The sequence below is a fragment of the Streptomyces sp. MNU76 genome (assembly GCF_020982545.1).
Lineage (GTDB): Bacteria > Actinomycetota > Actinomycetes > Streptomycetales > Streptomycetaceae > Streptomyces.
The window spans coordinates 61,492-87,570 of record NZ_JAJKLK010000009.1 but is presented as its reverse complement, the minus strand read 5'-3'; the positions used below and the strand labels follow the sequence as shown (position 1 = coordinate 87,570).

16 protein-coding genes, 2 tRNA genes, 4 pseudogenes and 1 riboswitch are annotated in these 26,079 nt (G+C 71.8%); of the genes and pseudogenes, 12 read left to right on the top strand and 10 right to left on the bottom strand.

The features are described 5' to 3' along the window. Window positions 1–84: 84 nt before the first annotated feature. The 3 genes and pseudogenes from E4N62_RS22750 to E4N62_RS22740 all read left to right on the top strand — a co-directional run. Window positions 85–654: pseudogene (locus E4N62_RS22750) on the top strand (amino acid permease); the annotation flags it as partial. Window positions 655–992: 338 nt separating this feature from the next. Next, window positions 993–1,065, top strand: a tRNA-Lys gene (locus tag E4N62_RS22745). A 241-nt stretch (window positions 1,066–1,306) separates the two neighbouring features. After that, the gene (locus tag E4N62_RS22740; protein WP_230217194.1) at window positions 1,307–1,747 is read left to right on the top strand and encodes a hypothetical protein; all 441 of its coding nucleotides are present in this window, start codon (window positions 1,307–1,309) and stop codon (window positions 1,745–1,747) included. Between the two features lie 57 nt (window positions 1,748–1,804). On the opposite strand, the gene E4N62_RS22735 is transcribed toward E4N62_RS22740, so the two are convergent. Next, window positions 1,805–2,380, bottom strand: coding sequence for a DUF4232 domain-containing protein (locus tag E4N62_RS22735; protein ID WP_230217192.1), 576 nt, complete (start codon window positions 2,378–2,380; stop codon window positions 1,805–1,807). A gap of 256 nt (window positions 2,381–2,636) precedes the next feature. On the opposite strand from E4N62_RS22735, the gene E4N62_RS22730 reads away from it, so the two are divergent. Further along, window positions 2,637–2,855, top strand: a complete 219-nt coding sequence (locus E4N62_RS22730; protein ID WP_230217189.1) for a hypothetical protein — start codon at window positions 2,637–2,639, stop codon at window positions 2,853–2,855. Between the two features lie 230 nt (window positions 2,856–3,085). Here E4N62_RS22730 and E4N62_RS22725 read toward each other — a convergent pair whose 3' ends face one another. The 3 genes and pseudogenes from E4N62_RS22725 to E4N62_RS22715 all read right to left on the bottom strand — a co-directional run bounded on the left by E4N62_RS22725 (window position 3,086) and on the right by E4N62_RS22715 (window position 6,095). Beyond that, window positions 3,086–4,324 (bottom strand): chloride channel protein, encoded by a 1,239-nt coding sequence (locus tag E4N62_RS22725; protein WP_230217505.1) that lies wholly within the window; start codon window positions 4,322–4,324, stop codon window positions 3,086–3,088. A 450-nt stretch (window positions 4,325–4,774) separates the two neighbouring features. After that, window positions 4,775–4,848: transfer RNA gene (locus E4N62_RS22720), tRNA-Met, on the bottom strand. Between the two features lie 90 nt (window positions 4,849–4,938). Further along, window positions 4,939–6,095: pseudogene (locus tag E4N62_RS22715) on the bottom strand (dihydrofolate reductase family protein). Between the two features lie 48 nt (window positions 6,096–6,143). Between E4N62_RS22715 and E4N62_RS22710 the strand changes: the two are divergent. From E4N62_RS22710 to E4N62_RS22690, 5 genes are all read left to right on the top strand, one after another. Beyond that, window positions 6,144–6,686 (top strand): MarR family winged helix-turn-helix transcriptional regulator, encoded by a 543-nt coding sequence (locus E4N62_RS22710; protein ID WP_230217187.1) that lies wholly within the window; start codon window positions 6,144–6,146, stop codon window positions 6,684–6,686. A 213-nt stretch (window positions 6,687–6,899) separates the two neighbouring features. After that, the gene (gene ribA, locus E4N62_RS22705) at window positions 6,900–7,559 is read left to right on the top strand and encodes a GTP cyclohydrolase II (RefSeq protein ID WP_184892217.1); all 660 of its coding nucleotides are present in this window, start codon (window positions 6,900–6,902) and stop codon (window positions 7,557–7,559) included. A gap of 146 nt (window positions 7,560–7,705) precedes the next feature. Beyond that, window positions 7,706–8,809 carry a PP2C family protein-serine/threonine phosphatase gene (locus tag E4N62_RS22700; RefSeq protein ID WP_230217503.1) on the top strand — a complete coding sequence of 368 codons (1,104 nt, stop codon included), beginning with the start codon at window positions 7,706–7,708 and terminating at the stop codon, window positions 8,807–8,809. Between the two features lie 310 nt (window positions 8,810–9,119). Next, window positions 9,120–9,282, top strand: a riboswitch (cyclic di-AMP (ydaO/yuaA leader). A gap of 10 nt (window positions 9,283–9,292) precedes the next feature. Beyond that, complete coding sequence (locus E4N62_RS22695; protein ID WP_230217186.1) at window positions 9,293–10,354, top strand: M23 family metallopeptidase; 1,062 nt, start codon at window positions 9,293–9,295, stop codon at window positions 10,352–10,354. 115 nt (window positions 10,355–10,469) lie between these two features. Further along, a complete protein-coding gene (locus E4N62_RS22690; RefSeq protein ID WP_230217184.1) occupies window positions 10,470–11,414 on the top strand; it encodes an aldo/keto reductase in 945 nt (314 codons plus the stop codon). 254 nt (window positions 11,415–11,668) lie between these two features. Here E4N62_RS22690 and E4N62_RS22685 read toward each other — a convergent pair. The 4 genes and pseudogenes from E4N62_RS22685 to E4N62_RS22670 form a co-directional block, all read right to left on the bottom strand. After that, window positions 11,669–13,016, bottom strand: a pseudogene (locus E4N62_RS22685) (PrsW family intramembrane metalloprotease). 77 nt (window positions 13,017–13,093) lie between these two features. Next, the gene (gene trmB / locus E4N62_RS22680) at window positions 13,094–13,981 is read right to left on the bottom strand and encodes a tRNA (guanosine(46)-N7)-methyltransferase TrmB (protein WP_230217182.1); all 888 of its coding nucleotides are present in this window, start codon (window positions 13,979–13,981) and stop codon (window positions 13,094–13,096) included. A 298-nt stretch (window positions 13,982–14,279) separates the two neighbouring features. Next, a complete protein-coding gene (gene lhgO / locus E4N62_RS22675) occupies window positions 14,280–15,491 on the bottom strand; it encodes an L-2-hydroxyglutarate oxidase (RefSeq protein WP_230217180.1) in 1,212 nt (403 codons plus the stop codon). Window positions 15,492–15,725: 234 nt separating this feature from the next. Further along, window positions 15,726–17,150: an MFS transporter gene (locus tag E4N62_RS22670; protein WP_184892229.1), complete on the bottom strand. Its 1,425-nt coding sequence runs from the start codon at window positions 17,148–17,150 to the stop codon at window positions 15,726–15,728. A 714-nt stretch (window positions 17,151–17,864) separates the two neighbouring features. On the opposite strand from E4N62_RS22670, the gene E4N62_RS22665 reads away from it, so the two are divergent. Together E4N62_RS22665 and E4N62_RS22660 are read left to right on the top strand one after the other, a co-directional pair. After that, on the top strand, window positions 17,865–19,958 hold the full coding sequence (locus E4N62_RS22665; RefSeq protein ID WP_230217178.1) for an asparagine synthase-related protein: 2,094 nt from the start codon (window positions 17,865–17,867) through the stop codon (window positions 19,956–19,958). Between the two features lie 176 nt (window positions 19,959–20,134). After that, on the top strand, window positions 20,135–20,905 hold the full coding sequence (locus E4N62_RS22660; protein WP_230217176.1) for a calcium-binding protein: 771 nt from the start codon (window positions 20,135–20,137) through the stop codon (window positions 20,903–20,905). A gap of 17 nt (window positions 20,906–20,922) precedes the next feature. Here E4N62_RS22660 and E4N62_RS22655 read toward each other — a convergent pair. Continuing rightward, window positions 20,923–22,643: pseudogene (locus E4N62_RS22655) on the bottom strand (sigma-70 family RNA polymerase sigma factor). A 589-nt stretch (window positions 22,644–23,232) separates the two neighbouring features. After that, a complete protein-coding gene (locus E4N62_RS22650; RefSeq protein ID WP_230217174.1) occupies window positions 23,233–24,036 on the bottom strand; it encodes a TetR/AcrR family transcriptional regulator in 804 nt (267 codons plus the stop codon). Between the two features lie 485 nt (window positions 24,037–24,521). On the opposite strand from E4N62_RS22650, the gene E4N62_RS22645 reads away from it, so the two are divergent. Beyond that, window positions 24,522–25,886: an NAD(P)/FAD-dependent oxidoreductase gene (locus E4N62_RS22645; RefSeq protein WP_230217172.1), complete on the top strand. Its 1,365-nt coding sequence runs from the start codon at window positions 24,522–24,524 to the stop codon at window positions 25,884–25,886. Window positions 25,887–26,079: the final 193 nt, after the last annotated feature.

Genomic DNA, 26,079 nt, shown 5'->3' with positions numbered 1-26,079 from the left:
CGCCAACTGAAACAGAGAAGGGCCCGTACGACTTCGGTCGTACGGGCCCTTCGGTTTCCCCTCCCCCCGCCGGTTTTCGGCCACGGTGTGGCGCATGTCACGTCCCCGGAAAGGGGCAGAGACGCCTTCTCGCGCGACGGGGCGCTCCCGTTCTCGCACGTCTGGCACACGGTCAGCCCCCGCACACGGTCAGCCCCCGCACGCGCTACCCCCGTGGCGGCGGTCTGGCTGGCGGCGGGCGGCGCGCTGCTCCTCGGCCTCCCGTATCTGATCAATGTGACGGCGTACGCCGCCGTCACCTCCATCGCGGTGATCGGCCTCTACATCGCGTACGTCATCCCGACCCTGCTGAGGCTGCGCAAGGGCGACGCGTTCGAGCGCGGGCCCCGGCACCTGGGCCGCTGGTCGCGGGTGATCGGCATCGTCGCGGTGGTCTGGGTCCTCTTCATCACCGTCCTGTTCATGCTCCCGCAGCTCTCCCCGGTCACCTGGGAGAACTTCAACTACGCCCCCGTCGCCGTGCTCGTGGTGCCGGGCTTCGCGGCGCTGTGGTGGGCCGTATCCGCCCGCCATTGTTTCCTCAACCCCGAGCACGAGCGGAGCGTGGCTCGTGAGGCGGCACGGAAGGCGACGCCGGAGCCGATCGTCGATCCGCGATCCGCGATCCGCGATCCGCGATCCGTGATCCGTCGATTCCGTCGATCCGTGATCCCGCGTGATCCGTTGATTTGTGATCCGTCGTGACGTCGTGAGTTCGTGAGTTCGTGAGTTCGTGGCCGGGCTCGGTCCCCTGCCGTTCGGTCGGTGCGACGCGCCGCCGTTCCGTGGCGACGGGAGGGGGCCCGGCCCGGCCAACTCGCCCGACTTCCGCCGATCTTCCGCCCGTTCTGTTCTGCGGCGGACCTTTTTGCGGCCCTCCGACGCGGCCGGGTACCGATACCCGATCGGACTCCCGGCCACGTCCGGCTATGCTCGGGGAGGCAACATCGCCTGGGCCCTTAGCTCAATTGGCAGAGCAGTGGACTTTTAATCCATTGGTTGTGGGTTCGAGTCCCACAGGGCCTACGGTTCGCGGGTGGGGGACATCCCTCCGACCTGCGGTGCAGCGCCCGAGTCGACTTCGGTCGGGTCGGGCGCTGTGGCGTTCCCGGGGCGACTGGCTCGATCTATAGAGCTCGATCTACGGAGGCTGACGCGCTCTGTCGCCAACCGGTGCTGTGCCCTACCGTCAGCGCATGGGGGACAGTGGCGGTGGGAAGCCCATGAAAGGGCCAGGCGTCGAGAACGATCTTGCAAAGGGGGTTCGGTGGAAGCTGAGTTGATGGCACTCGCTGCCGCGGGAGCCACGGCATTCGTTCAGCAGATGGCGACGGACTCCTGGACACAGGCCCGTGACCGCATGGTCTCGTTCTTCTCGCGTCACCGTGGTGGTGAAGAGGACGTGATCGAGGGGGAGCTGGAGACGTCGCGGGACGAGCTGACGGCGGCGCTGGAGGCTGGTGACGAGCAGACGGCCCTGGATGTGGAGTCGGAGTGGCGAACGCGGTTGCGTCGCACTCTGCAGTCCAACCCGGCCGCCGCGTCCGAACCGCGGTCGATACTCGATGACTTGATGCCCGGCGGGGAGAGGCAACAGGCCGCGGATGTGCACAACACGATCAGTGGTGGCGTTCAGCATGGCCCGGTGATTCAGGCCGGCAACGTCGGTTCGCTCCATTTCTCGGGTCGCGAGCCGCCCCTGTCCTGAACACCGGGCCCACGGTTCGAGGGCGGGCGGGGGCATCCGTCCGATCTGCCGTACGCGCTACCAGGCGAGGGCGTCCGCCGCGTTGCCCTGCCAGTAGGTGACGGTGGCGGCGCTGTTGAAGAAGACGCCGCCCTTGGACAGCTTCAGGGTCTTCTCCGCGCCCGTCGCGTCGCCCTTCCTGTCGGCGAAGATCACGCCCAGGGTCTTGATGCTGCTGCCGCCCTCACCGTCGGGGGAGTACGTCGTGATGCCGGCGTACGCGGACTTGCCGGGCTCGAGCATCAGCACGGACTGCGGCGTCGTCTCCTCGGCCCACGCCACCGGGGCCTGGGCGTCCGCGCCGGCCCTGAGGAACGGGGCGCTGTAGACGTAGCAGGGCTTCGAGCCGGTGTTGGTGGCCTTGAGCAGCAGGTGGTTGATCGGGCGGGTCGGCGTGGAGACGGTCACCTCGGTGTTCGCCGCGGTGCACGTGACGATCGAGGGCGCCTTCTTCTGCGGGGCGGCGGAGGCGGCCTGCCCGGCGCCCTGGAAACCGATCACCGCGAGGGCGGCCGCGACGACCATGGAGGAGGCGGCTGCTCGGGCGGCGAAACGAGCGGCGGTACGAGGGGCGGTACGAGTGGTGATACGCATGAGGGACTGCTTTCTCTGAGCATTCGGAAGAGGGCCGTCGTACGGCGAACGGGCGCAGGGGCGCCCTGTTCGCTCGTGCCGATCACGGAGTCCCCGCTCGTTCCGGTGGGACGCCGTGGTGGCGATGACCCAAGACTGTGCCCGGCCCCGTCCCAGCCGCCATTCCTCCGGGATCTTCGGGACGCTGGAACGCTCAGACTTCCGCTGACCTGCGCATACGCGGCACTTGTGGAACGCCGGACGGAACGGCGGCAGGGTGCCGAACGGCGCTGCCAGGGTGCGGGACGCCCGCGGTGGCGGCGCGGACGCCGATGCGGACCTCCCCGACGGCGTAAAGGTCGAGCCGGTTCTGTCCAGCGATCCCCACGGGCCCCGCGTCTTCCTCTTCGACAGCGGACACGGCTGGATGATCTACACCTTCATCCGGCGCGTCGAGGACCCGCGGATCATCGTGGAAGAGGTGTTCTGGCAGTGAACCGAGGCCGGTCGCGGCGGTGAACCCGGTCCCGCCGCCGCGACCGGCATGAGGCCGCCACCCGCTTCCGGATCCTCGGGTTGCCCGGCCCTGTTCTGGGCGGGCAGAAAATCCTCCTGGCTGATGTCGGTGGGGTGCGTCGAGGAACCAGGCGACGGCATACGGCGCCCCGGCACCGGATGCTGCGGTCGGCGTTGGTGGTGGCGGCCCGTCCTGCCCGGTGCTGCTGCTCAGCGGCCGGCGGGAACATCGGGCAACGGTGTCAGCCTCACCGTGGCGACGTACGCGACCACCACCGCGACGATCACCAGCGGCATGACGGTGATGCCCTGGGCCCCGAGCAGCAGGGTGGCCAGCAGGACGGAGACCAGCGGAAGCCGCAGCATGGCCGCGCTCATCGCCCCGATGCCCATCGCGAACCCCGCGACCAGGCTCAGTCCCGGCAGATGGGAGCAGAGGATGCCGCCCGCCGCCCCCACGAACATCGCGGGGAAGATCGGGCCTCCCCTGAACGCGCTGAGCGACACGCAATAGGCGAGGCCCTTGCACAGCACCAGCAGCGCCAGCGCGCCCACCGAGTACGCGGCGCTGTGGGTGAGGAAGGGGTCCAGCGCCGTCTGCCCCGAGTACAGCACGTCGGTCGCCGGTTTGTCGGTGCCCTCCGCGTAGCCGATCGCCAGTGCCGCCACGACCAGGCCCATGACCACGGTGGTGGTCACCCGCCGCCGCTCGACGCGCTCGCGGAGCCGCACGGCGAGCCGCCGGATGCCCGCACCCACGAGCGCGGCCGGCAGCCCGATGACCAGGGCCCAGCCGAACTCCGCCGCTGTCGGGCGCATGGCCTCGGGTACGTCGTGCAGGGCAAGCGAGTAGGTGCCCAGCCCGGTCCAGGAGCCGAGCCCGACGAAGACGAGCGCGCCGATACCCGCGGCCAGCAGGCCGGGCACCAGCACCATCGTCATCATCGGCCCGCCCAGCCCGGAGGCCTCCATCAGGAGGAACGCCCCCAGCAGCGGCGACCCCAGCAGCGAGCTGACGGCCGCGAAACTCCCCGCCGCGCCCAACACCGCGCTCATCTGCTCCGGCGGGTCGCGTCTGGCCATCCGTACGGCACCGGCGGCGAGCCCGCTGCCGAGTGCCAGGAGGGGTGCCTCGGGCCCGAGGACGGCGGCGAAGCAGAGCGTCGCCAGGGCGGCGAGGAAGATGCCGGGCAGTTCGACGGGTGGGGGCGCGCCGGTGGCCTGGAACCCGGCGGTCGGTTCATGACCGCCGTGCCCCGGGAGGTACCGGACCGTCAGTCCCACCAGCAGTCCGCCGACGGCGAGCAACGGCAGCGGCCACCAGGCCGGTGTTCCGTCGAACCCCAGTGCTTCGGGCAGATCGGAGTACATCAAGGGCTGGACCTCGCCGACCAGGGCGAGAAACCCGAACGCCGCCGCGGACACGGGTACGCCGATCAGCGCGGCCATGGCCAGAAGCACCAGGTACGCGCGACTCCGGAGAAGCGCCACCGGATCCGGCGGCGACACGGCCCCGGATCCGGTCCTCTCCACCGACACGCGTACTGCCTCCTCGCATCGCCACCGCCGCACCGAACCCGGAAGGCCTCCGTGACCGAGGTGCCTGCCACGATTCCGAGCCTCACACGCCGTCCTGAGGCAGGCATGCCGACACGGCCCATGTGTGTCACGTCGACGGCGTCACCCCGACTGGTCGGGGCAGAGCCGAAGGCCCGTGTCCGTGTGCCGGAGGTGGTCGCGCGGGCACTCGACGAATCGGGGGCTGGTAGGTCCGGGACCTACCAGGACACGTATCAGGGGGAAAGATAACGGGGCGAAAGGACATGCGGCATCACAGCATGCACAGACACAAACATCTGAGGCCGGAATCCTTTTCGGATTCCGGCCTCAGGTTTTCAGTAGCGGGGACAGGATTTGAACCTGCGACCTCTGGGTTATGAGCCCAGCGAGCTACCGAGCTGCTCCACCCCGCGTCGTTGAAACCAGTGTACGCCATCTGCGGGACCCCTGAGCACACGGTTGAACGGCGGCCCCCGTCCGGCCCGCCGTCACGGCGGTCGCGCTCACCCCACCAGATGCCGGTTGGGCTCCTTCGCCCGCTCCTCGTACTCCGGCACCACGACCACCTCGGCGCCCTCCGCCGACAGCACCGCGTTGCTCGCGGCCGCGTCCTTGACGAACGTGTCCGGCTCGCGCCAGGCCGTGACGACGCGGCGTACGCCCGCGTCGAGGACCAGCCGGGCGCAGGGCGCGGGCCGGGAGGCGCGGCGGGCGCACGGTTCGAGGCTGCTGTAGACCGTGGCGGAGGCGAGGCGCGGGTCGGCGGGGTCGAGCTTGGCGAGGGCGGCCTCCTCGGCGTGGACCACGGGGTCGTCACCCTCGCGGGAGTGGCCGCGGGCCAGTTCCGTCCCGTCGGCCGCGACCACGACCGCCCCCACGCTGAACGCGGTCCGCGAGGGTGGGCACGCGGCGGCCAGGGTGCAGGCGAGGTCGAGCCAGTGCCGGTCGGCGGGGAGACGGCCGGGCCGGTGCCGGGGACGGTGGGGGCGTAGCGGATGAGGACGACGTCGCCGACGGGCCGGGTCTCCAGCAGCCGCAGCCTGCTCTTCGGCCCTCCGGGGTAGGGGCCTGTCCCGAACAGCCGGGGCGCGTCCGCCTCCCCCACGAAGAGCGGTGCGACGGCCAGCTGCACCTCGTCCGCGAGCCCCTGCTGCAGGAGCTGGGTGTGGACCCGGCCGCCGCCCTCCACCATGAGCCGGCGCACACCGCGTACGTCTCCGAGGTGGTCGAGGACGGCCGTCCACTCCAGCTCGGGGCCGACGGAGACCACGGCCACGCCGTTCGGCCCCGTCGGCAGGCCCAGCCCGTGCAGCCGTGCCGCGCCCTTGTCGGTCGTGTACACGACCTTCTCGCCGCCGGTGTGCCAGAACCGGGCCGCCGGATCGAGTTCGCCGGAGGCACTGACCGTGACCTTCAACGGGTACTCGGGGAGCCCCGCGGCGATCCGGGCCGCGCGTCGCTCGGGGGAGTTGACCAGCAGCCGGGGGTTGTCGGTGCGCAGGGTGCCGGCCCCGATCAGGATGGCATCGCTGGCCGCGCGCACCTCGTCGACCCGGTCGAAGTCGGCCGGGCCGGAGAGCAGCAGCCGCTCGGGTCCGGTGTCGTCCAGGAAGCCGTCGAGGGAGACGGCAGCGGACAACAGGACGTAGGGCTGGGGCATGGACGCGCTCCCTTGGTTCAAGTTTTAAGCAATAACTACACTGTACGTATGACGACCCGCTGGCTCACCCCCGACGAACAGCGTGCCTGGCGCGCCTACGTCGCCGCGAGTTCCCTCCTGGAGGACGCGCTCGATCGGCAGCTCCAGCAGGAGGCCGGCCTGCCGCACCTCTACTACTCGGTGCTGTCCGCACTCTCCGAGGCGCCGGAGCGCCGGATGCGGATGACCGAGCTCGCCGAGCGGCTGAAGATCACGCGCAGTCGGCTGACGTACGTCGTGACCAGGCTGGAGAAGGACGGCGTGGTGCGGCGCGAGGACTGTCCGTGGGACAAGCGCGGCAGTGTCGCCGTGCTCACCGACGAGGGCATGGTCCTGCTGGAGCGCACGGCGCCGGGCCATGTCGAGACGGTGCGGCGTGCCGTCTTCGACCATCTCAGCCCCGAGCAGATCGGCCAGTTCGAGGAGATCTGCGCGGCCATCGCGACGGCGATCCAGGGCGGGGATCCCCGGACGGCCCCCGGCTCGGACGACCTCCCCTGGCGCCGCCGCGCCTGCTCGTCGGGCCAGCAGGACGAGGGCAATCGTGTGTGACGGCCGAGCGATGGCGTGTGACGGCCGAGGGGATCGCGTGTCCCCGGTCGGGCAGGGCCTCGCGTGTGACGGCCGAGCCGGCCTCGCGTGACGGGAATGTGACGTGCCCCCAATCCTGTTGCTTGAAATTTGAAGCACGGGTTAGAGTCGCTGCGAGCGCTGTGCTTCAAAACTGAAGCACAGCGATGCCCGCACCAGGACCGGAGAACCCGCATGCCCGACTTTCCCGCTGCCACCCCGCGTGCCCGCGTCCGGGTACCGCTGCGCTTCCACGACGGCTACGGCGTCGACGCCGAACTGGTCACCTTCCACGACCTCGTCGACGGCCGGGAGCACCTGGCGATCGTCCTCGGCGACCCCGCCCCCGGCACGGCCCCGCTGGTCCGGCTGCACTCCGAGTGCCTGACCGGCGACGTGTTCGGCTCGGCCCGCTGCGACTGCGGTCCGCAGCTGCGCGAGGCGGTGGAGCGGATCGCCGACCGCGGCGGCGTCCTCCTCTACCTCCGCCAGGAGGGCCGGGGCATCGGCCTCTACAACAAGCTGGACGCATACGCCCTCCAGGACCAGGGCCTCGACACCTACGAGGCGAACGCGGCGCTCGGGCTGCCGGAGGACGCCCGTGACTACACGGCGGCGGCCCAGATGCTGGGCGCCCTCGGTATCGACGAGCTGGACCTGCTCTCCAACAACCCCGACAAGGCGCAGCAGCTGCGCGGCCTCGGCGTGGCCGTGCGCGACCGCGTGCCCACGGGCGTCTTCACCACCGCCCACAACGTCCGCTACCTGCGCGCCAAGGTCCTCCAGACCCAGCACACCCTCCCCCTCCACGAGCTGACGGGCGCGACAGGACTGACCGGCCTTTCGGCGGGCTGAGCCCCGCCCGGCTTCCCGATGGCCTCAACCCGCCCGCCCTCCGCGTCCCTCCCCGTCCCCCGCTAACCCACTCGGCCCCGTCGGCTCGCCCCACCGCCCACCCCGGAAACCCTGTATCCGTGGGGCAGCGAGAGGGTGCGGAGGTCATGCGGGAGCCGGGTGGGCGGCGGTTCTCGTACGCCCGCAGGCTCGCCTGCGTCCTTCCCGCGCTGCTGATCGCCGTCGGACTCTTCTACGACCACTTCACCCCGCGCGAGTTCACCGCGCTCCCCTTCTTCATCGCCGCGCCCCTGGTGGCGGCCCCGCTCTTCTCGTTGCTCGGCACGGTGGTCACCGGCGCCGCGTCGGGGGTCGGCATCACCGGCGTCCGCCTCTACTACGACGACGCGGGCCATGAGGACGCGATCACCGAGATCGCCACGGTGGCCACCGTCGCCGTACTGGCCGTACTGATCAACCGCCTCGTCCGTCGCAGCGACGCCCGGCTCGCCACCGCCCGGGAGATCGCCGAGGCGGCGCAGCGGGCCGTGCTCCCGGTGCCGCAGGAGCGGATCGGCGGGCTGGAGATCGCCGCGCGGTACGAGGCCGCGCAGGCCGGGGCGTCGATCGGCGGCGATCTGTACGCGGTGCAGGACTCGCCCCACGGCGTACGGCTCATCGTCGGCGACGTACGCGGCAAGGGGCTGGGAGCGGTGTCGGCGGTGGCGGTGCTGATCGGGGCGTTCCGGGAGGCGGCCGAGCAGGAGGCGACGCTCGAAGCGGTGGCCCAGCGACTGGAACGGGCGCTGGCCCGGGAGGGGACGCGGCGGGAGGCGGCGCGGAGGGACGCGGCGGTGGAGTACGAGGGGTTCGTGACGGCCGTGCTCGCGGAGTTCCCGCACGGCGAGGGCCGCGCCCGGATCGTCAACCGGGGCCACCCCTCTCCCCTGTTGCTGCACGCCGACGGCACGCTGTGCACCTTGGACGCCCCGCAGCCCGCGCTGCCGCTCGGCATGGACGACCTGGCCACCTGGCCCGACCGCGCGGAGGAGACCGGGTTCCCGTCCGGCGCCACGCTGCTCTTCTACACCGACGGCCTGTCCGAGGCGCGCGACGCACACGGTGTCTTCTACGACCCGGCCGCGCGCCTCTCGGGCCGTGGGTTCGCCGCCCCGGGCGCCCTGCTGACGACGCTCGCGGAGGAGGTGCGCCGGCACACGGGCGACCGCACCACGGACGACATGGCCCTCCTGGCGGTCCGCCGCCCGTGAAGTGCGGCCGTCCGCCGCCCGTGGAGTATGGCCGTCGGGCGTCCGTGACGTGTGGCCGTCCGACGTCCGCGAGGTGGAGATGTCACCGAGCGTCTCCGCTCCGCCGTTCTCCGTATAAGAACTGACGCCACGTCAGGCCGACTGTTACTCGCGAGTCCAGGTCAACTCGCCCGTTTTCGGCCCTTCATGACCCGTAAAGTCCCGCGCGAAAAGCGGAACGATCATTCAGAACAGCTTGGAATGGAGTGCTCGCGTCTATTAACGTTCGATAACGCAGCGCGGTCGTCCCAGCCGTCACAAGAGACGGCTCCGTGCTCACGCGCCGAATCCCGCAAGGGAACCGGGGAACCACCAACCCTGGGGTGAATCGCACGGAAACCGCCGTGGCAGTACGCACGACCGGTTTACGCGCGTAGGAGACCTTCCTGCTCCGAACCCGTCAGCTAACCCGGTAGGCGAGAAGGAAGGAAGGAGTACGCCCACGTGGCGTCGAACCGGTCCGCGACCGAAGCCCCGTTCGTGCCGGCCCAGCGTGACGGCGAGAGCCAGACGTTCGGCTACGGCAGCTACAACAGCGACAACGAGGGCCCCTGGCAGGAGTGGAACCCCAGCGAGGATTCCCTTCGCCCCGTTCGCGGTCGGCACCGCGTGGCCAAGAAGACCGGCGTACTCGCCCGTAACGGTCTCGCCCGCAGCTCCACGGTCCTCGGCGTCGGTGTCATAGCCGCCGTCAGCGGTGCCGGGATGGCGAGCGCGCAGTCCGGCAAGGCCCCCGTCTCCATATCGCTGCCCGACCTGCCGAACGTCGGCTCGGTCTTCGAGGACGAGGCCGACGAGCCGGAGCCCCAGGGCTCCGCCTCCCCCCTCAGCAACGCGGGTCTGATCGCCGCCGACACCGAGCAGGGCACCGCGGACGCCGGCGAGGCGCTGCGCGCCCGCATCATGGCGCAGGCCGAGTCCCAGCAGGACGCCTTCGACAAGGCCGCCGCCGAGGCCGCGCAGACCGCCGCCGCGGAGAAGGCCGCCGAGCAGGCCGCCAAGGAGAAGAAGGAAGCCGAGGCCAAGGAGGCCGCCGCCAAGAAGAAGGCGGAGGAAGAGGCCGCGGCGAAGAAGGAGGCCGAGCGTCTCGCCGCCCTGGCCAAGCAGTTCACGCTGCCCACCTCCTCGTACACCCTCACCTCCAGCTTCGGTCAGGCCGGCCCTTACTGGTCCTCCGGCTACCACACCGGCCTCGACTTCGCGGCCCCCACCGGCACCCTGATCAAGGCCGTCGGCAGCGGCACCATCACGCAGGCCGGCTACGAGGGCTCCTACGGCTACAAGACCGTCCTCACCCTCGATGACGGCACCGAGATCTGGTACGCCCACCAGTCCTCCATCGGCGTGAGCGTCGGCCAGAAGGTCGCCACCGGCGACGTCATCGGCCGCGTCGGCGCCACCGGCAACGTCACGGGCGCCCACCTCCACATGGAGGTCCACCCCGGCGGCTCCACCACCGGCATCGACCCGGCGGCCTGGCTCCGCAGCAAGGGCCTCAACCCGTAACGGTCGGCCTCACCCCGAAGCAACGACGCCGCGTACGCCCCGCCCTGCGTGGCGTCGACGTCGATCTCGATCTCGATGGGAATGTGGGCGTCCGGTCCGCTCGTTGACGTCGGACATGACTTCTCTTCGCAAGCTGGGCGCATCCGACATCGAGGTCTTCCCGCTCGCCCTCGGTGGCAACGTCTTCGGCTGGACCGCGGACGAGGCGCGGTCCTTCGCCGTCCTCGACGCGTACGCGGCCGCGGGTGGCAACTTCGTCGACACCGCCGACTCCTACTCGGCCTGGGTCGAGGGCAACGAGGGCGGTGAGTCCGAGCGGATCATCGGCAAGTGGGTCAAGTCCCGCGGCAACCGCGACGACGTGGTCATCGCGACCAAGGTGAGCCAGCACCCCGAGTACCGGGGCCTGACGGCGGCCAACATCAAGGCCGCCGCCGACGCGTCCCTGGCCCGCCTCGGCACGGACCACATCGACCTCTACTACACCCACTTCGACCAGCCCGAGGTCCCCGTCGAGGAGATCATCACCGCCCTCGACGACCTGGTGAAGGCCGGCAAGGTCCGCGCGATAGCCGCGTCCAACATCACCCCCGAACGACTGAAGGCCTCCCTGGACTTCTCGGCCGCCGAGGGCCTGGCGCGCTACGTGGCGCTGCAGCCCCACTACAACCTGGTCTCCCGGGACACCTACGAGAGCGCCCTCCAGTCCGTCGCCGTCGACTCAGGCCTCTCCGCCGTCCCGTACTTCGCCCTCGCCAAGGGCTTCCTCACGGGCAAGTACCGCCCCGGCACGACGGTCGACAGCCCCCGGGCGGCAGGCGCCGGCGCCTATCTCGACACCCCGGCCGGCCCGCGCGTCCTCGCGGCCCTGGACGACATCGCCACGTCCCGAGGCGCAGCCCACGCCACGGTCGCCCTGGCCTGGCTGGCCGCCCAGCCGACCGTCACGGCCCCCATCGCCTCCGCCCGCTCCCTGGACCAACTCCCCGCCCTGCTGGCCGTAGCGGACCTCACCCTCACCCCCGAGGAACTGAACCACCTGACGGAGGCTTCGGCGTAGTCCTGGTAGTCCTCACAGTCCCAGGTACGCCAACGGGCGGCGCGATGGGCTGCCGGAAGCGACTGGGGGCTTTGGCGGGGAGGAGGAGGCGGGTCGTAGGCGGGCGAAGGCAGAGCCGAGGGACGGAGCGGGAGGCGCGGTCGGGGCGCCGGCAGGTCGGGAGCGGTTCTGTTCCGCGACATCGGGGCCGCACATGGAGACGCGCGCCCGCGCGAAACGGCCCCGACCCGCACCGACGGCACGCGAAACACGCCCTAGTTCCGATAGGGGTTGTACGCGGGTACGCCGCCACCCCATATGCCCCGTACACCCCACACCCCACAGGCTGCCCGTACGCCCCGCATTCATGGCCGTACCCGTACCCGTACCCGTGCCCGTATCCGTACTTCGCCCCCACCTCCCGCCCGCATACCCCATGGTACCGGGCCAACTCCCGCCTGCGCCACAGCTCGAACAGCAACTCCCGCTCCCGCAGCGCGAAGTCACCCCGGCCCGCCCCGCAACCCCCGATACCGATGGAGGCCAGCTTCGTCGCGTAGACCTCGTACTCCGCGATCGACCGAGCCCCCGCCTTCCCGAAGTGGTGCGCCGCATACTCCCGCGCCACCCGCCGCCCCGCATCGACCCCAGCACATACGGCTCGACCGGCGTCAGCCACCCCGCGCCCGCATACGCCGGCAACGCCTCCCGCACGGTCCGCAGCTCCCGCTGCCGGGCCCAGATCACCCACCACGTCAGCAGCCCGAACGTCGGCACCATGAACCCGGCGTACACGGCGAAGAACCCGTACTCCCCGAACGTCGCCGACCCGTTCCAGACCGAGTGCATCCCCATGGCGAGCAGCAGCCCGCCCGCCGGTACGAGCACCCGCCGCGCCCGCTGCCACTCCGCGGAGAACGCCGCCACCCCGAACCCGATCCCCGTCAGCACGGTGAACAGGGGATGCGCGAACGGCGACATGATCACCCGCACGAAGAACGTGGCCGCGGTGACCGACGCGAGACCGCTCCCCCCGCTGAGCTGGTCCGTCCCGAACGCGGTCCCCAGGTACAGGATGTTCTCGGTGAAGGCGAACCCCGTCGCGGTGAAGCCCGCGATCACCACCCCGTCCACGACCCCGGTGAAGTCCCGTCTCCTGAACAGGAACACGAGTAGGACGGCGGCGGCCTTGGCGGTCTCCTCGACCACGGGGGCTATGACGGTGGCGCCCAGGGTGTCGGCGTGCGAGGGATCGGCCGTGGCCGTCGCTATCCACCGCGTCGCGAAACTGTTCGCCACGATGGCTATCAGCGCCGCCGCGCACGCCCCCCAGGCGAACGCGAACACCAGGTTCCGCCACGGCCCGGGCTCCACCCGGTCCAGCCACCGGAACGCCGCCATCAGCAGAGGTACGGGCAGCACCGCGAGCCCGAGTCCGACGAGGAACCCCTCCGTGCCGGTCTGTTCCCGGACGAGCGCGAGGATGACGAGCCCGGAGACCGCGAGCAGTGCTATCAGCGCCCCGTATCTGACGCTCTTCCGCTGCCACCAGCGAGTGGGCCTGAACGCATACCCATCGGGGGAGCCGCTGGGGTGCGTCGGGTAGGGGGAACCGGTGGCCATTGCATTGACCCTAACGAGGGACGGGCGCCGCTCGCGACGGCGCGTGGTACGCCCCGCCGGGCGGTGAAGGCAAGTCGTCAGGCGCCTGTGGGGGGCTGTTCGGACTGCTGCTTCTGCTCCTGGTCCTGCTTCCGCTCCTGCTCCCGCTTCGGATTCCGCTCCTGCTCACGCTGCTGTACGCGGCGGAAGAGCAGATCGTTCACCACATGACCCTTGTCCAGTCCCTGCCCCTCGAAACGGGTGAGCGGGCGGAAGCCGGGACGTGGCGCGAACCCGCCGTCCGCCCGGGTGTTCTCGAAATCGGGGTGTGCGGTGAGCACTTCCAGCATCTGCTCGGCGTACGGCTCCCAGTCCGTCGCGCAGTGCACGATCGCCCCCGGCCTGAGCCGGGACGCGACGAGGGTGAGGAACTCCGGTTGGATGAGGCGCCGCTTGTGGTGACGCTTCTTGGGCCAGGGGTCGGGGAAGTAGACCCGCAGCCCGTCGAGCGAGTCCGGTGGGAGCATCTCGCGCAGCAGGATGATCGCGTCGCCGTTGGCGACCCGGACGTTGGACAGACCATCCTGGTCCGCGAGGTTCAGCAGGTTGCCTTGGCCCGGCGTGTGCACGTCCACGGCGAGGACATTGGTCTCGGGGTCGGCGGCGGCCATCTGCGCGGTCGCCTCGCCCATGCCGAAGCCGATCTCCAGGACGACGGGCCGGTCGTTCCCGAACAGCTCGACGAGATCCAGGGACCGTCCGTCGATGTCGAGCCCCCACTTGGGCCACAGCCGCTGCAGGGCGTCCGCCTGCCCGGCGGTGACCCGGCTCCGCCGCGGCTGGAAACTCCGGATCCGCCGCTCGAAGTGCGACCCGGCGGGATCCGCCTTGGGTCCGTCGGGGAAACGGGGCGCCCCCTTGGCACGGGTATGCCGAAGGGAGGCACCGGTGGTGCGAGGTTCGGGAGAATCGACGGAGTCAGACACAGTGCCCCAATTTTACGGTGCCGAGCAGCCCCCGGACGCGCCCGGTGCCCCACGGCCGAGACCGAAGGGACAGCGCCGCTGAAGGACGGGACGGCTAAAGGCCGACGGTGATCCGTCGGGACGGGCGAGGGCGATCTGTCAGGGCGGGCGAGGGCGATCTGTACGGACGGGCGGCGGCGGATCCGTCAGGACCGGCGGCGGCGATCCACCAGCACCTGCGGTGGTGCCCCCCCCAAGACGGCGGCGGCGATCCCCCAAGACGGCGAGGGTCATCCACAAACCCGGCGAAGGCACCCCCTCACACCCGAGCCAACGCCTCCAGCGCTCTCCTGCCCACCTCGCGCCCGATCGGCAGTGAAGCCGTGGCCGCCGGTGACGGCGCGTTCAGTACGTGGACCGCCCGTGCTCCCTCCCGGATCAGGAAGTCGTCCACCAGCGTCCCGTCCCGCAGCACGGCCTGGGCCCGTACCCCGGCCGCGGCCGGCACGAGATCCCCCTCCGAGACCCCGGGCAGCAGCCGCCGCACCGCCCCGGTGAACGCCTTCTTCGACACCGACCGCCGAAGCTCCCCCGCCCCGTACCGCCAGTGCCGCCGCGCTATCCGCCAGGAGCCGGGCCACGCCAGCGTCGCTGCCAGCTCCCGCGGCCGTACGGTCCCCCACCCGTACCCCTCGCGGGCCAGCGCGGGTACGGCGTTGGGCCCGATGTGGACGCCCCCGTCGATCCCCCGGGTCAGATGAACCCCGAGGAACGGGAACGCGGGGTCGGGCACCGGATACACGAGTCCGCGCACCAGCTCGGGCCGCGCCAGCTCGTAGTACTCCCCCCGGAACGGCACGATCCGCATCCCGGGGTCGTCCCCGGTCAGCCGGGCCACCTCGTCGCAGTGCAGCCCGGCGCAGTTCACCAGCACCCGCCCCCGTACGACGTCGCCGCCCCGCACCCGTACGGCGACGCCCAGGGCCGCCCGCCGGTCGATCCGCTCGACCTCGGCGCCGTAGCGGATCTCGGCGCCGGAGGCACGGGAGAGCTGCCGGGCGACGCCCACGAAGTCACAGATCCCGGTGGTGCCGACGTGTATGGCCGCGAGACCGCGCACCTCCGGCTCGTACTCGGAGATCTGCGCGGCGCCCAGCTCCCGCACCGGAATCCCGTTCTCCCGGCCGCGCTGCACCAGGGCGTGCAGCCGGGGCAGCTCGGAGCGCTCGGTGGCGACGATCAGTTTCCCGGTGACGGCGTGGTCGATGCCGTACTCGGCGCAGAACTTCACCATCTCGGCGGCGCCCTTGACCGCGTACCGCGCCTTCAGCGAGCCCGGCCGGTAGTAGATCCCGCTGTGGATGACGCCGCTGTTCCGCCCGGTCTGGTGCCGGGCCGGTCCCGGTTCCTTCTCCAGCACGGTGACCCGCGTGCCCGGCGCCGCCCGCGTGATCGCGTACGCCGTCGACAGCCCGACGATCCCGCCGCCGACGACGAGCACATCACAGTCGTAAGCGCCCTGCCTCCGCACGCGCCCCACCTCCCGACTCCGATAGTGCACTGCACCACTGACAATGCCCTCAAACCCGGAAGCCGCCTACATGGCGCTGGTCACGTTCTCCGATGCCGTTCTCCGATGCCGGGCGCCCAAGGCCGCGCCCCAAAGGGGGCGCGGGGAACTGCGCGACCAGCCACAACCCGCCCGCACCCGCAAAATCCTCACAAACCCGACAGGCGAGCAGGCGTCGACAGCCAAGCGGAGCGCTCACGCCGGCGTCATCAAAAGAGGCCGCGCCCTCTCCCGCAGCTCGATGACCCGCGGCTCGTCCCCGTACGGCTCCAGCCGGTGCAGCAGATCCTTCACGTACTCGGTCGTGCGCGCCGAGGAGATGCGCCCCGCGACCTCCACCGCCCGCACCCCCTGCTCGCACGCCGCATCGAGGTTGCCGGACTCCAGCTCCGCGACCGCCGAGACGACCAGCCGCAGCCCGTGCGAGCGTACGAACTCCTCCGTCGGCCGCGACAGCGCCTGCTCGGTGAAGCGGCGCACCTGACGCGGTGCCTTGAGGTCGCGGTAGCACTCGGCCGCGTCAGCGGCGAACCGGTCGTACCCGTAGAACCCGAGCCAGCTCGGGTCGTGGTCGCCGTCCCGGGCCCGCTCCAGCCACCCCTCGGCGGCCTTCAGGGCCGCCCCGGCGGCCGCCGCGTCGCCCGCACGGGCGTGCGCCCGCGCCTCGACGAGCCGGAAGAAGCTCATCGTGCGCGCGGTGGCGAGCCCCCGGTTGCGTTCCAGCGCGGCCTGCGCGAGGTCGACGCCCTCGTCCCCGAAGCCCCGGTAGGTCGCCTGCAGCGACATCGTCGCCAGGACGTACCCGCCGAGCGGCACGTCGGCCGCGGCCCGCGCCAGCCGCAGCGCCTGGATGTAGTACCGCTGCGCGGCCTCCTGTTGACCCGTGTCAAAGGCCATCCAACCGGCGAGGCGGGTGAGTTCGGCGGACGCTCCGAAGAGGGCGCGGCCGACTTCGTCGGAGTACGAGCCGAGCAGCAGCGGTGCCGCCTCGACCCGCAGGCACTCCGGCACCATCGACGAACGCCAGTCGCCGCCTCCGTACTTGGAGTCCCAGCGCCTGGCGTCCTCGGCGGCCTCCCGCAGCTTCTGCACATCGCTGTGGCCGACCTTCAGCGGCGACCCGGAGCCCTCCACGGAGCCCGCTTCGCGCGCCACCGAACTGTCGGCCGGGGTTATGAGCCAGCGTGACGCGGGCGTCGCGTACGCGCTCACCGCGAACGACCCGGCGAGGGACTGCCAGATGCCGCCGGTGCCCGCGCGGCGGCCGGCGAGGTCGAGGCGGTAGAGCTCCGTCGCCGCGCGCACCGCCTGTCCGACGTCACGGGGGAAGGCGAGGCCCACTTCGGGGGCGGGATCCGCGTCCGCCAGGCCGATCTCGTGCAGCGGTACCGGGCGGCCGAGCTTCTGCCCGATCGCGGCCGCGATGAGATGCGGCGCGGCACCCTGGGGGACCATGCCCTTGGAGACCCACCGCGCCACCGAGGTCTTGTCGTAGCGAAGTGTCAACCCGCGTTGAGCGCCAAGATCGTTGACGCGACGCGCGAGTCCTGCGTTGCTGATTCCCGCGAGGGCGAGAACGGCGCCGAGCTTTTCGTTCGGCCCGCGTTGCTCCCTGGACATTGCGCCACCCCTCGAACAGACGGCTGCCGCGGCGGCATAGGCACGCGGCATTCGTAAACCCAGCGTAGTTCGCCGCATCCCAAGCGTTAAGGGGCCCAAATCCGGATGGCGGGAATGTGGTCCGTACGAAAGTGCGGACGAAGTACGGAGTGTTGTCACGTGCTCCCGCTGTGTGGCCGTGCGCCCGTCCGTGCGCTCTTCTCCGGCCACCGGGGGAGCGGTTCCATGGTCGTGCGTGGGTCGGCCCGCTGTACTGGATCCAGTGGGCTGGGGGACACCGCCGCCTACATCCCCGCGGGCGGCGGACCGGTCCGGGGGGCGAACTCCGCCTCCCGGACTGTGCGTTGACGCTGTGTCGTCATCGGGGGCGGTACGGAGGGCGGGCCAACTTCGCCCTTCGCGGACGATTTGGCCGAAAATCGACGGTGGTCGTCGAACGTGAATACCGCTCCGACCACGTCTGTTGAGGGCGCGTTAGGTGTTTTGGGGGAGCGTACCGGGGGCGCATTCACGTCGTAGACCCGGGGTCCGCCTTTGTCGACCGCCCCTCCTCCAGGGCGACATGAGGGTGTGACGGGGGAGCGCTCAAGGCTCCCCAGGGGCGCACTTGCCGGTGTGCAAGCCGTGCCGCGCGCCCTCCGAGGGGCCTCCTTCGTGGCAGCATGGGACCCGTTCGTACGGTGCACCGGTTGTCCACAGCCCGTGGAGGCGTCGATGCGGTGGTTGGTGGGATGGAGCAGTACCGCCGCTGGCGCGCCCGCCCACGGCTCCGCCGGCACCACCGGACGCGACGGCGAGACCGTGCACCCGGTCGGCTCGCACCTGCTCTGGGGCGACCCCGACCCGCTGTGGGCCGTCGGCGACTGGCGCCCCGACGAGGTGCGGGTGGTGCAGGCCGACGACCGGACGCGGATCGCCGTCCTCGGTATCTGCGGAGCCTCCGACGAGCAGCTGCGCGTGGGCCTGTTCGCCGCCCGCGGCGGCGCCCTGCGCCATCTCACCGCCTGGCCCGGCAGCTACACCGCCGTCGTCCAGGTCGGCCGCCGGGTGACCGTCTGCGGCGACCTCGCGGGCGCGCGCCCGGTCTTCCACACCCCCTGGGCGGGCGGCACGGCGTACGCGACCGCGGCCCTGCCGCTGGCCGACCTCGTCGAGGCCAACCTCGACTTCGGGCACCTGGCCGCCCTGCTGGCCGCCCCCGACGTGCCGGACGCCCTCCAGGACTCCACACCGTACGACGGCGTGCGCCGCATTCCTCCGGGGCACGCACTGATCCTGCGCGCCGGGGCGCGTGAGATCGCGGGCTACGAGCCGGTCGCCTCCCTCGCCGTGGCAGCCCCCTCCGCCGACCCGGCCAGCGCGGTGGACGCCGTCCGCGACGCTCTGGTGGAGTCCGTACGGGTCCGCCTCGCCGCTCCCCGGCACGTGCCGGACGTCGATCCCGGCCCGGTCCCCGGCATGGGCCCGGCCGAGCGCCGCGCCGCCCGGGGCATGCCCGTGCCGGGCATAGGAGCCGACGTCTCCGGCGGCCCCGCCTCCGGCACCCTGGCCCTGCTCGCCGCCGGCCTGCCCGGCGCCCCCGGCACGGTCCTCGGCCACGGCACCGGCGCCGGCGAGCGCCTCCTTGCCGTCACCTTCAACGACCTGGTCACCTCCGGCCGCGAGACCGAACTGGAACGCGCGGGCACCCTGGCCGCCAACCCCCGCCTCCACCACGTCGTCGTGACCGGCGGTGAGGAGGTCCTCCCGTACGCCGACCTCGACGTCCCCCTCACCGACGAGCCGGGCCCCTCCCTGGTGACGGCCGCCCGGCACCGCGCCCGCCTGGCCTCCGGCAGCGCTGACCACTTCACCGGCTACGGCGCCCGTCAGGTCCTGGACGCCCACCCAGCCCGGCTGGCCGACCTCCTGATGGACCGCAAACGCCGCCACCTGGTCCGCCCGGTCGCCGCCCTCGCCAAGGCCGACGGCTCGGTGATGGTCCCCGCGCGCGTCTACAGCGCCGCCCGCAAGCTGTCCCGCACCCCGTACCGCTCCGGCGTCGAAGGCCTCGCCACCCGTCTGATGCAGCGCCGCTTCGAGGAGCCCGGAGGCGCGGTGGGCGCCTCCCTGGCGGCGCTCACCTGGGCCAGACCCGGGCCCGCCGCCCGCTGGCTGACCGGTGAGGCCCTGGCAGAAGTATCGATTCGCCTGGGTGCGACGACCGGCCGCCCCACCGTCGGCCCCGGCCAGCGCCCCGGCGACTTCCGCGCCCGCGCGGCCCTCGCCCGCCACGCGGCCGACCTCAGAGTCCTCGAACAGGCGGCGGAGATCCGCTCCCAGCGCCTCCACACCCCCTTCCTCGACAACCAGGTCGTCCGCGCCTGCCGCGCCCTCCCCGAGGCCCTCCGCGTCCAGCCGGGCGCCCGCGCCGCGATCCTGCGTACGGTCCTGGAGGGCGCCGGCGTCACCGACCTCCCGCCCGGCTGGGGCGCCCCGTCGCACGCGACCTCCACCGCGGCCGCCCGTACCGGCCTGCGGATGGCCGCCGACACCCTGATCACCCTCTTCGACACCCCGCTCCTCGCCCAGGCGGGACTGGTGGAGGCCCGGGTGGTCCGCAAGGCCCTGCGCGCCGCCGCCGAAGGCGAACCCCTTCCGCTCGACGGCCTCGCCGACCTCGTCGCCCTCGAACTGTGGCTCCGCCGCCTCCTCTCCCGCCGAGGCACCTGCTGGACCGGCACCCCGGCCAGACAGCGCGCGGTCCCGGCCGGGATCACCCCCCAGCGGGGCGCCCTGGGCGCGGGGGCGACGGCCCGCCGGGCGTAGCGGATCTGCCCGACCGGTGCAGCGGAATCTCGGCATCCGGATGCGTACAACCAACGGGGTCCGCCGATGGTCTCCTCTGGATCGGACAGACGTCCGACTCCCCAGCACCTCACGTGCATGTGAGCGCCCCCACGCATGGCGCACCGAGGTGCCGTAGCTCTTGCGCCAGGAGAACCATGCGTACACGTACGGCCGCCGCCGCCACCCTCGGCACCTCGGTGCTGCTCTCGCTGCTCGTGCCCGCCGCCGCCCACGCGGACACCGCGAAGGGCGACACGGTCTTCACCTCGGTGAACTTCAACAAGAAGACCTTCAACGTGGGCGTCAGCGCCGCGCAGACGGTCAGCGTCGCCGCCACGGCCAAGGACGGGTCGGGCATCAAGGGCATCCTCGGCGCCAAGCTCGTCAGCTCCGACGACCGGATCATCCACGCCCACGCCGCCGACTGCACCAGACCCTCGTCCACCACCATGAAGTGCGTCTTCAGGTTCACCTTGGACGCGAACCGCTCCGACTACTACGACCTCAGGAACAGCTCGGCGGGCACCTGGCGCTTCACCGCCGAGGCCGTCGCCAACGACAGCGACTTCTACGACCTGGAGACCAGCGCCAAGATCCAGGTGAAGCGCCTCGCCAGGCTCGCCACCACCCAGGCCGGCCCCGAGCCGGTCGCCAAGGGCACCAAGCTCACCGTCACCGGCACGCTGACCCGAGCCGACTGGAACACCAACACCTACACCCCGCACGCCGGGCGCTCCGTGGCCCTCCAGTTCAAACGGTCCGGCACCTCGACGTACACGACGGTCAAGACGGTCACGACCGACTCGGCCGGCAAGCTGCGCACCACCGTCACCGCCAACGCCTCGGGCACCTGGCGCTGGAAGGCCGCCTCGACCTCCACGACGAGCGGAGCGACTGCGTACGGCGACTCGGTGACGGCGAAGTAGGCGCCGGGGCCGAGCCGTCACTCACACCTGAACGACGACTCGGCCCAGTCCGCCGGCACCGCCAGGTCGTGGGGGCCGTGCGGCTCGACGACCAGTCGTACGGTCTCCCGCCCGCTCAGGTTCACCCGGACCGGGACCGCCGGATCCCCGCCCCGCACCAGCCCGGACTTCCACAGCCGGACACCGTCGCCGTAGACGGAGAAGTAGACCCGGCCGAGGCCGTGCGACAGTCGTCGACACCGAGGAACGCGCTGTACGAGGCGCACCGGCGGTTGAGGTCGATGGCCACGGAGGAGCGGCCGTGCACGGTCACCCCGTTCGCGTACCGCTTCCCGGCGATCGCCATCCCGTACCGCTGCCACACCCAGCTGCTCTCGCCGAGGCGCATCTCGGGCTCGGTGCCGTCGCCGAGGACGCCGTACCGCAGCTCGTTCCACCGGTAGACGGCCGAGGGCGGCGGGGGCGGGGAGCGGGCGTCGAGGGGTGTGGGGACGGCTTCGGCGGCGCGGGGACGGAGTGGGGTCGGCGTGGGCGTGGGGTCGGGGCGGGCGTCGGCTTCGCGGAGGGAGCCGGAGTCGGGGCCCGCGACGGCGAGGACTTCGGTGTCGGCAACGGCTTGGACACCGGGACCATCTGCGCGGGCGCGTCCGGCGCGGGCCGCGACTTCGGCGGCGTCGGGGAGCCGGCTCCGGGCGGCCTCGACGGGCTGCGAGGCGGGCGGCCTGGCCAACGGCTCCCGGGGTTCCACCTCGTCGTTGGCCAGCGCGAGCGCCACCGCCGCGGCGACCATCCCGGCCACACTCACCGCGATCCCGGCCTTGGCCGGCGCGCCGAGCCCTTCCGCGGCGGCCCCGCCACCGGCACCGGCGCCCGCGCCGCTGGACCCACCACTCGCCGCGCCCGCCGCGGCCGCGGCCCCGGCCGCACCGGCCCCCGCGCCGCCGGCGACGAGCGCGGCCACCTTCGCGTATCCGGCCGCGCCGAACCACCCGATGACCGCCACGGGTACGACGGCGGGGATCCCGCTCGCGACTTCCTTGATCTGTCCGGCCGCCAGCCGGCACGCCGCGCACTCCTCCAGATGGGCGCGCAGCCCCCGCTCTGCGCGGGTCCGCAGGCTGCCGCGAGCGTACGCGCCGAGCCGGTCGGCGTAGCGCCCGCACTCCGCCGAGCTCCCGGCGAGCGCGGCGCTCACATGGGCCTGCAGATACGCCTGTTTGAGACCCTCCCGCGCCCGGCTGGCCAGCACCCGGGTGCCGTTGGCGTCCAGCCCGAAGAGCGTGGCGACCTCGCTCGGCGACTCGTCCTCGACCTCCGTGTGCCAGAGCACGGCCTGCCACCGCTCCGGCAGCGAACGGAACGCCCGCATCGCCAGCAACTGCTCGGCCTCGTGCATCGCCCGCACATCGGCCCCCAGGTCCAGCGTGTCGCTGTCCGACCCATGGCCCCCGCGCGACGCCTGCGCCGCGAACACCGCGAAGTCGTCGACCAGCTGCTCCCGCTTGGCGGAACTCGTCCATGTCGCGGCGACCCGGCGCACCGACGTCAGCAGATAGGCCCGTACGGCGTGCTCCGGTCCGGAGCCGCCCCGTACCGCCTGCAGCATCCGGGCGAAGACCTCGGCCGTCAGGTCGTCGGCGGTGTGGGTGTCCCGGCAGCAGGTCCGGGCGTAGCGGCGCACGGCCTGCGCGTGCCGCCGGTACAGCTCCTCGTACGCCGAGTCGTCCCCCGACCGCATCCACTCGATCAGATCGGCGCCCGCGGCGGCAGCACACCGGAGTCGGAACGGTCCCACTGCGCGGGAACGCCGCGCCCCCCTTGCCTCGGAACCTGCGGCTCCGCCTCGGCCTCCGCCCCCTCCGCCGACTTGGACTCGTCCCGCCCGTCAACACCCATCGCGGAAGCCCCCGCCGCCAGCCGACCCAGTCCCCAACACCAGGGCAGCGTGCCATATTGGCTTTTGTTCAGTCCCTGGCACTACGGGCATACCACTCGTCCGAGGTCACTTCCCAGACCGCGGTACGCGGCTTCACTCATATGAGTAACGCGCATAGGGCGGCGCTCCCGTCGGAACGGTCCCGTCGGTCCGCCGGTCAGAAGCGCCCGTAAGGGGCGCGGGGAACTGCGCGAGAACCCCCACCGACCCCGCACCCGACAACCCACCCCACGCACCCCACCCACCCCACCCACCCCACGGGGTCGAGGGGAAGCGCCCCTGGGGATGGGAACGGGTAGGGGCGGCGGGGCGAAAACCCACCCCACACCGCCCCTGAGCAGACCGCTAACCGGCTGACCGCTAACCGCGACCGCCTCTCACCCGCCCACGATCAGGCAGGCCGAGACCGCAACCCCTCCAACAGAATGTCGAGCAACCGAGCAGACGCGGCCGCCTGCTGCGCCGCGTCCGGCAGCGAAGGCGCCCCCGTGGCGATCACAAGCAACACATCCGCCACAGTCACGTCCTCCCTCAACTCACCTGCGGCCCGAGCCCGCTCCACCAACTGCCCCACGACCTCGAGCAGCGCGGAAGCCCCGGCGTCGTCCACCGGCCCACCAAGGCCACCGGCGGAGCCATCCGCACCGGAATCCGCCGACACCAGCCGAAGCTCGGCCGTCGGCTGTATCCGCTGCTGCGGCACCCGCGCCTCGTCGAGGCCGATCCCGCCGATCCCGCCGACCGTGTCGGCCTCGTCCTCGGCGACGCCGACCCGCAGGACCTGCGGCGGCAGCAACCGTCCGGCACCCGACGCCACCGACGTCCGCAGGAACCGCGACAGCGCCTGCCACGGGTCCTCCTCCTGCCCGAGCGCCACCCGGGCCTGTTCGGTGAGCCGGGACGTCTCCTCCTCGGCTATCCGGCGGACCAGGACGTCCTTGCTCGGGAAGCGCCGGTACACCGTGCCGACACCGACCCGCGCGCGGCGGGCCACGTCCTCCATCGGCGCGCCGTACCCCAGCTCGCCGAAGACCTCGCGCGCCGCGCGCAGCACGTGCTCGAGGTTGCGCTGTGCGTCTACGCGGAGCGGAGTGGAACGCACTCCGTCACCGCGTCCGTTGCCGCCCGCCGAGCCGATCGCACCGCCGGGTGCGATGGTGGACGCGGACGACCAATGGGACTCCTGAATATGCATACGTGTTCCCCCGGTAATGACGTCTCCCCCCGGAGACTCTCCCCGTCATCGGAAGCCGGAGCGGCGGAACGAGCGTCCAAGGTCCTCGGCGGTCACCGATCACCTTCGCCGGAGACCCGACCCGGCCCCCGGGCCGATCCGCCCGTCGCGGACCACCCGGAATCCGGACCCGAACCCGAAACCCACAACCCCGATCCCGGACCCGACCGAACCTCTTGAACGCATCCCCCTACACCCCGTCGACACACGAACATAGTTGAGAGGGAGTCAATTCAGAAGGGGCACGTTCCGCGCAGAGCGCCCCTCGATCGGAGTACGGGCGGTTTACGTCCGTTTTGCGCCCCCTCCCGCAACCGGTCTCACGCCACCTGACCTGCGCACCTGCCGCACGCGCCGGTGAATCGGCCAACCCCGCGCCCTCATGGAGACCGGTCACACAAATTGCCGGGCCTGTGGACAAACCAGCGAGCAAGGTGCGTCATGGGATGGTGAAGGAACCGATGCGCATCCTTATCGTCGGCGGCGGATACGTCGGGCTGTACACAGCGCTGCGCCTGCAGCGACAGCTGAAACCGGAACTCGGACGCGGAGACGTCGAGATCGTCGTCGTGTCCCCCGACCCCTATATGACGTATCAACCCTTCCTTCCGGAGGCGGCCGCGGGCTCGATCTCGCCCCGCCACGTCGTCGTGCCGCTGCGCCGGGTCCTCGACAAGTGCAAGGTCGTCATCGGCGAGGCCACCGCGATCAACCACGCCAAACGCGTCGCGACCCTCACCACCCTCGCCACCGAGGAGGAGGGCTCGGCCGCCGAGCAGCTGACGTACGACGAACTGGTCCTCGCCCCCGGCTCGATCGCGCGCACCCTGCCCATCCCCGGGCTCGCGGACCACGCCATCGGCTTCAAGACCGTCGAAGAGGCCATCGGCCTGCGCAACCACGTCATCGAACAGATGGACATCGCCTCCTCCACGCGCGATCCCGCGATCCGCGACGCGGCCCTGACCTTCGTCTTCGTGGGCGGCGGCTACGCCGGCGTGGAGGCGCTCGGCGAGCTGGAGGACATGGCCCGCTACACCGCGCGGTACTACCACAACGTCAAGCCCGAGGACATGAAGTGGATCCTCGTGGAGGCCTCCGACCGCATCCTCCCGGAGGTCGGCGAGGAGATGGGCCGCTACACGGTCACCGAGCTGCGCCGCCGCAACATCGACGTACGGCTGCACACCCGCCTCGAATCGTGCGCCGACCGCGTCGCCGTCCTCAGCGACGGAGCCCGCTTCCCGACCCGTACGGTCGTGTGGACGGCCGGGGTGAAACCGCACCCGGTCCTCGCCGCCACCGATCTGCCGCTGAACGAACGCGGGCGGCTGAAGTGCACCGCCGAGCTGTCGGTGGAGGGCGTCGCGCACGCCTGGGCGGCCGGTGACGCGGCCGCCGTCCCGGACGTCACGGCCGAGGCCGGCAAGGAGACCGCGCCCAACGCCCAGCACGCCGTCCGCCAGGCCCGCGCCCTCGGCGACAACATCGCCCGCTCCCTGCGCGGCGAACCGCTGGAGACGTACTCCCACAAGTACGTCGGCTCGGTCGCCTCCCTGGGCCTGCACAAAGGCGTCGCCCATGTGTACGGGCGGAAGCTGAAGGGCTACCCGGCCTGGTTCATGCACCGCGTGTACCACCTCAGCAGGGTCCCCACCTTCAACCGCAAGGCCCGCGTCCTCGCCGAATGGACCCTCTCCGGACTCTTCAAACGGGAGATCGTCTCGCTCGGATCACTCGAACATCCCCGTGCGGAGTTCGAACTCGCGGCCGGTGGAAAGCCTCCTGAGAACCCGAAGGGGTCGTCCTGACCGGATCCAGGAACTCCATCGGTCGGGCCGACGTCTGACGGATGTCGGTCCGGTCGGCCAGACTGGTCCGCGACGGGATCCATGATCCCGGGCGGGGCCACCCCCTCGCCCACACGTACCCACGACCAGGCGCCCCCACCGCCGCACCCGGGGCAACCCCTCGGGCCACCGGCCGGATCCGGAGCCGGCCACA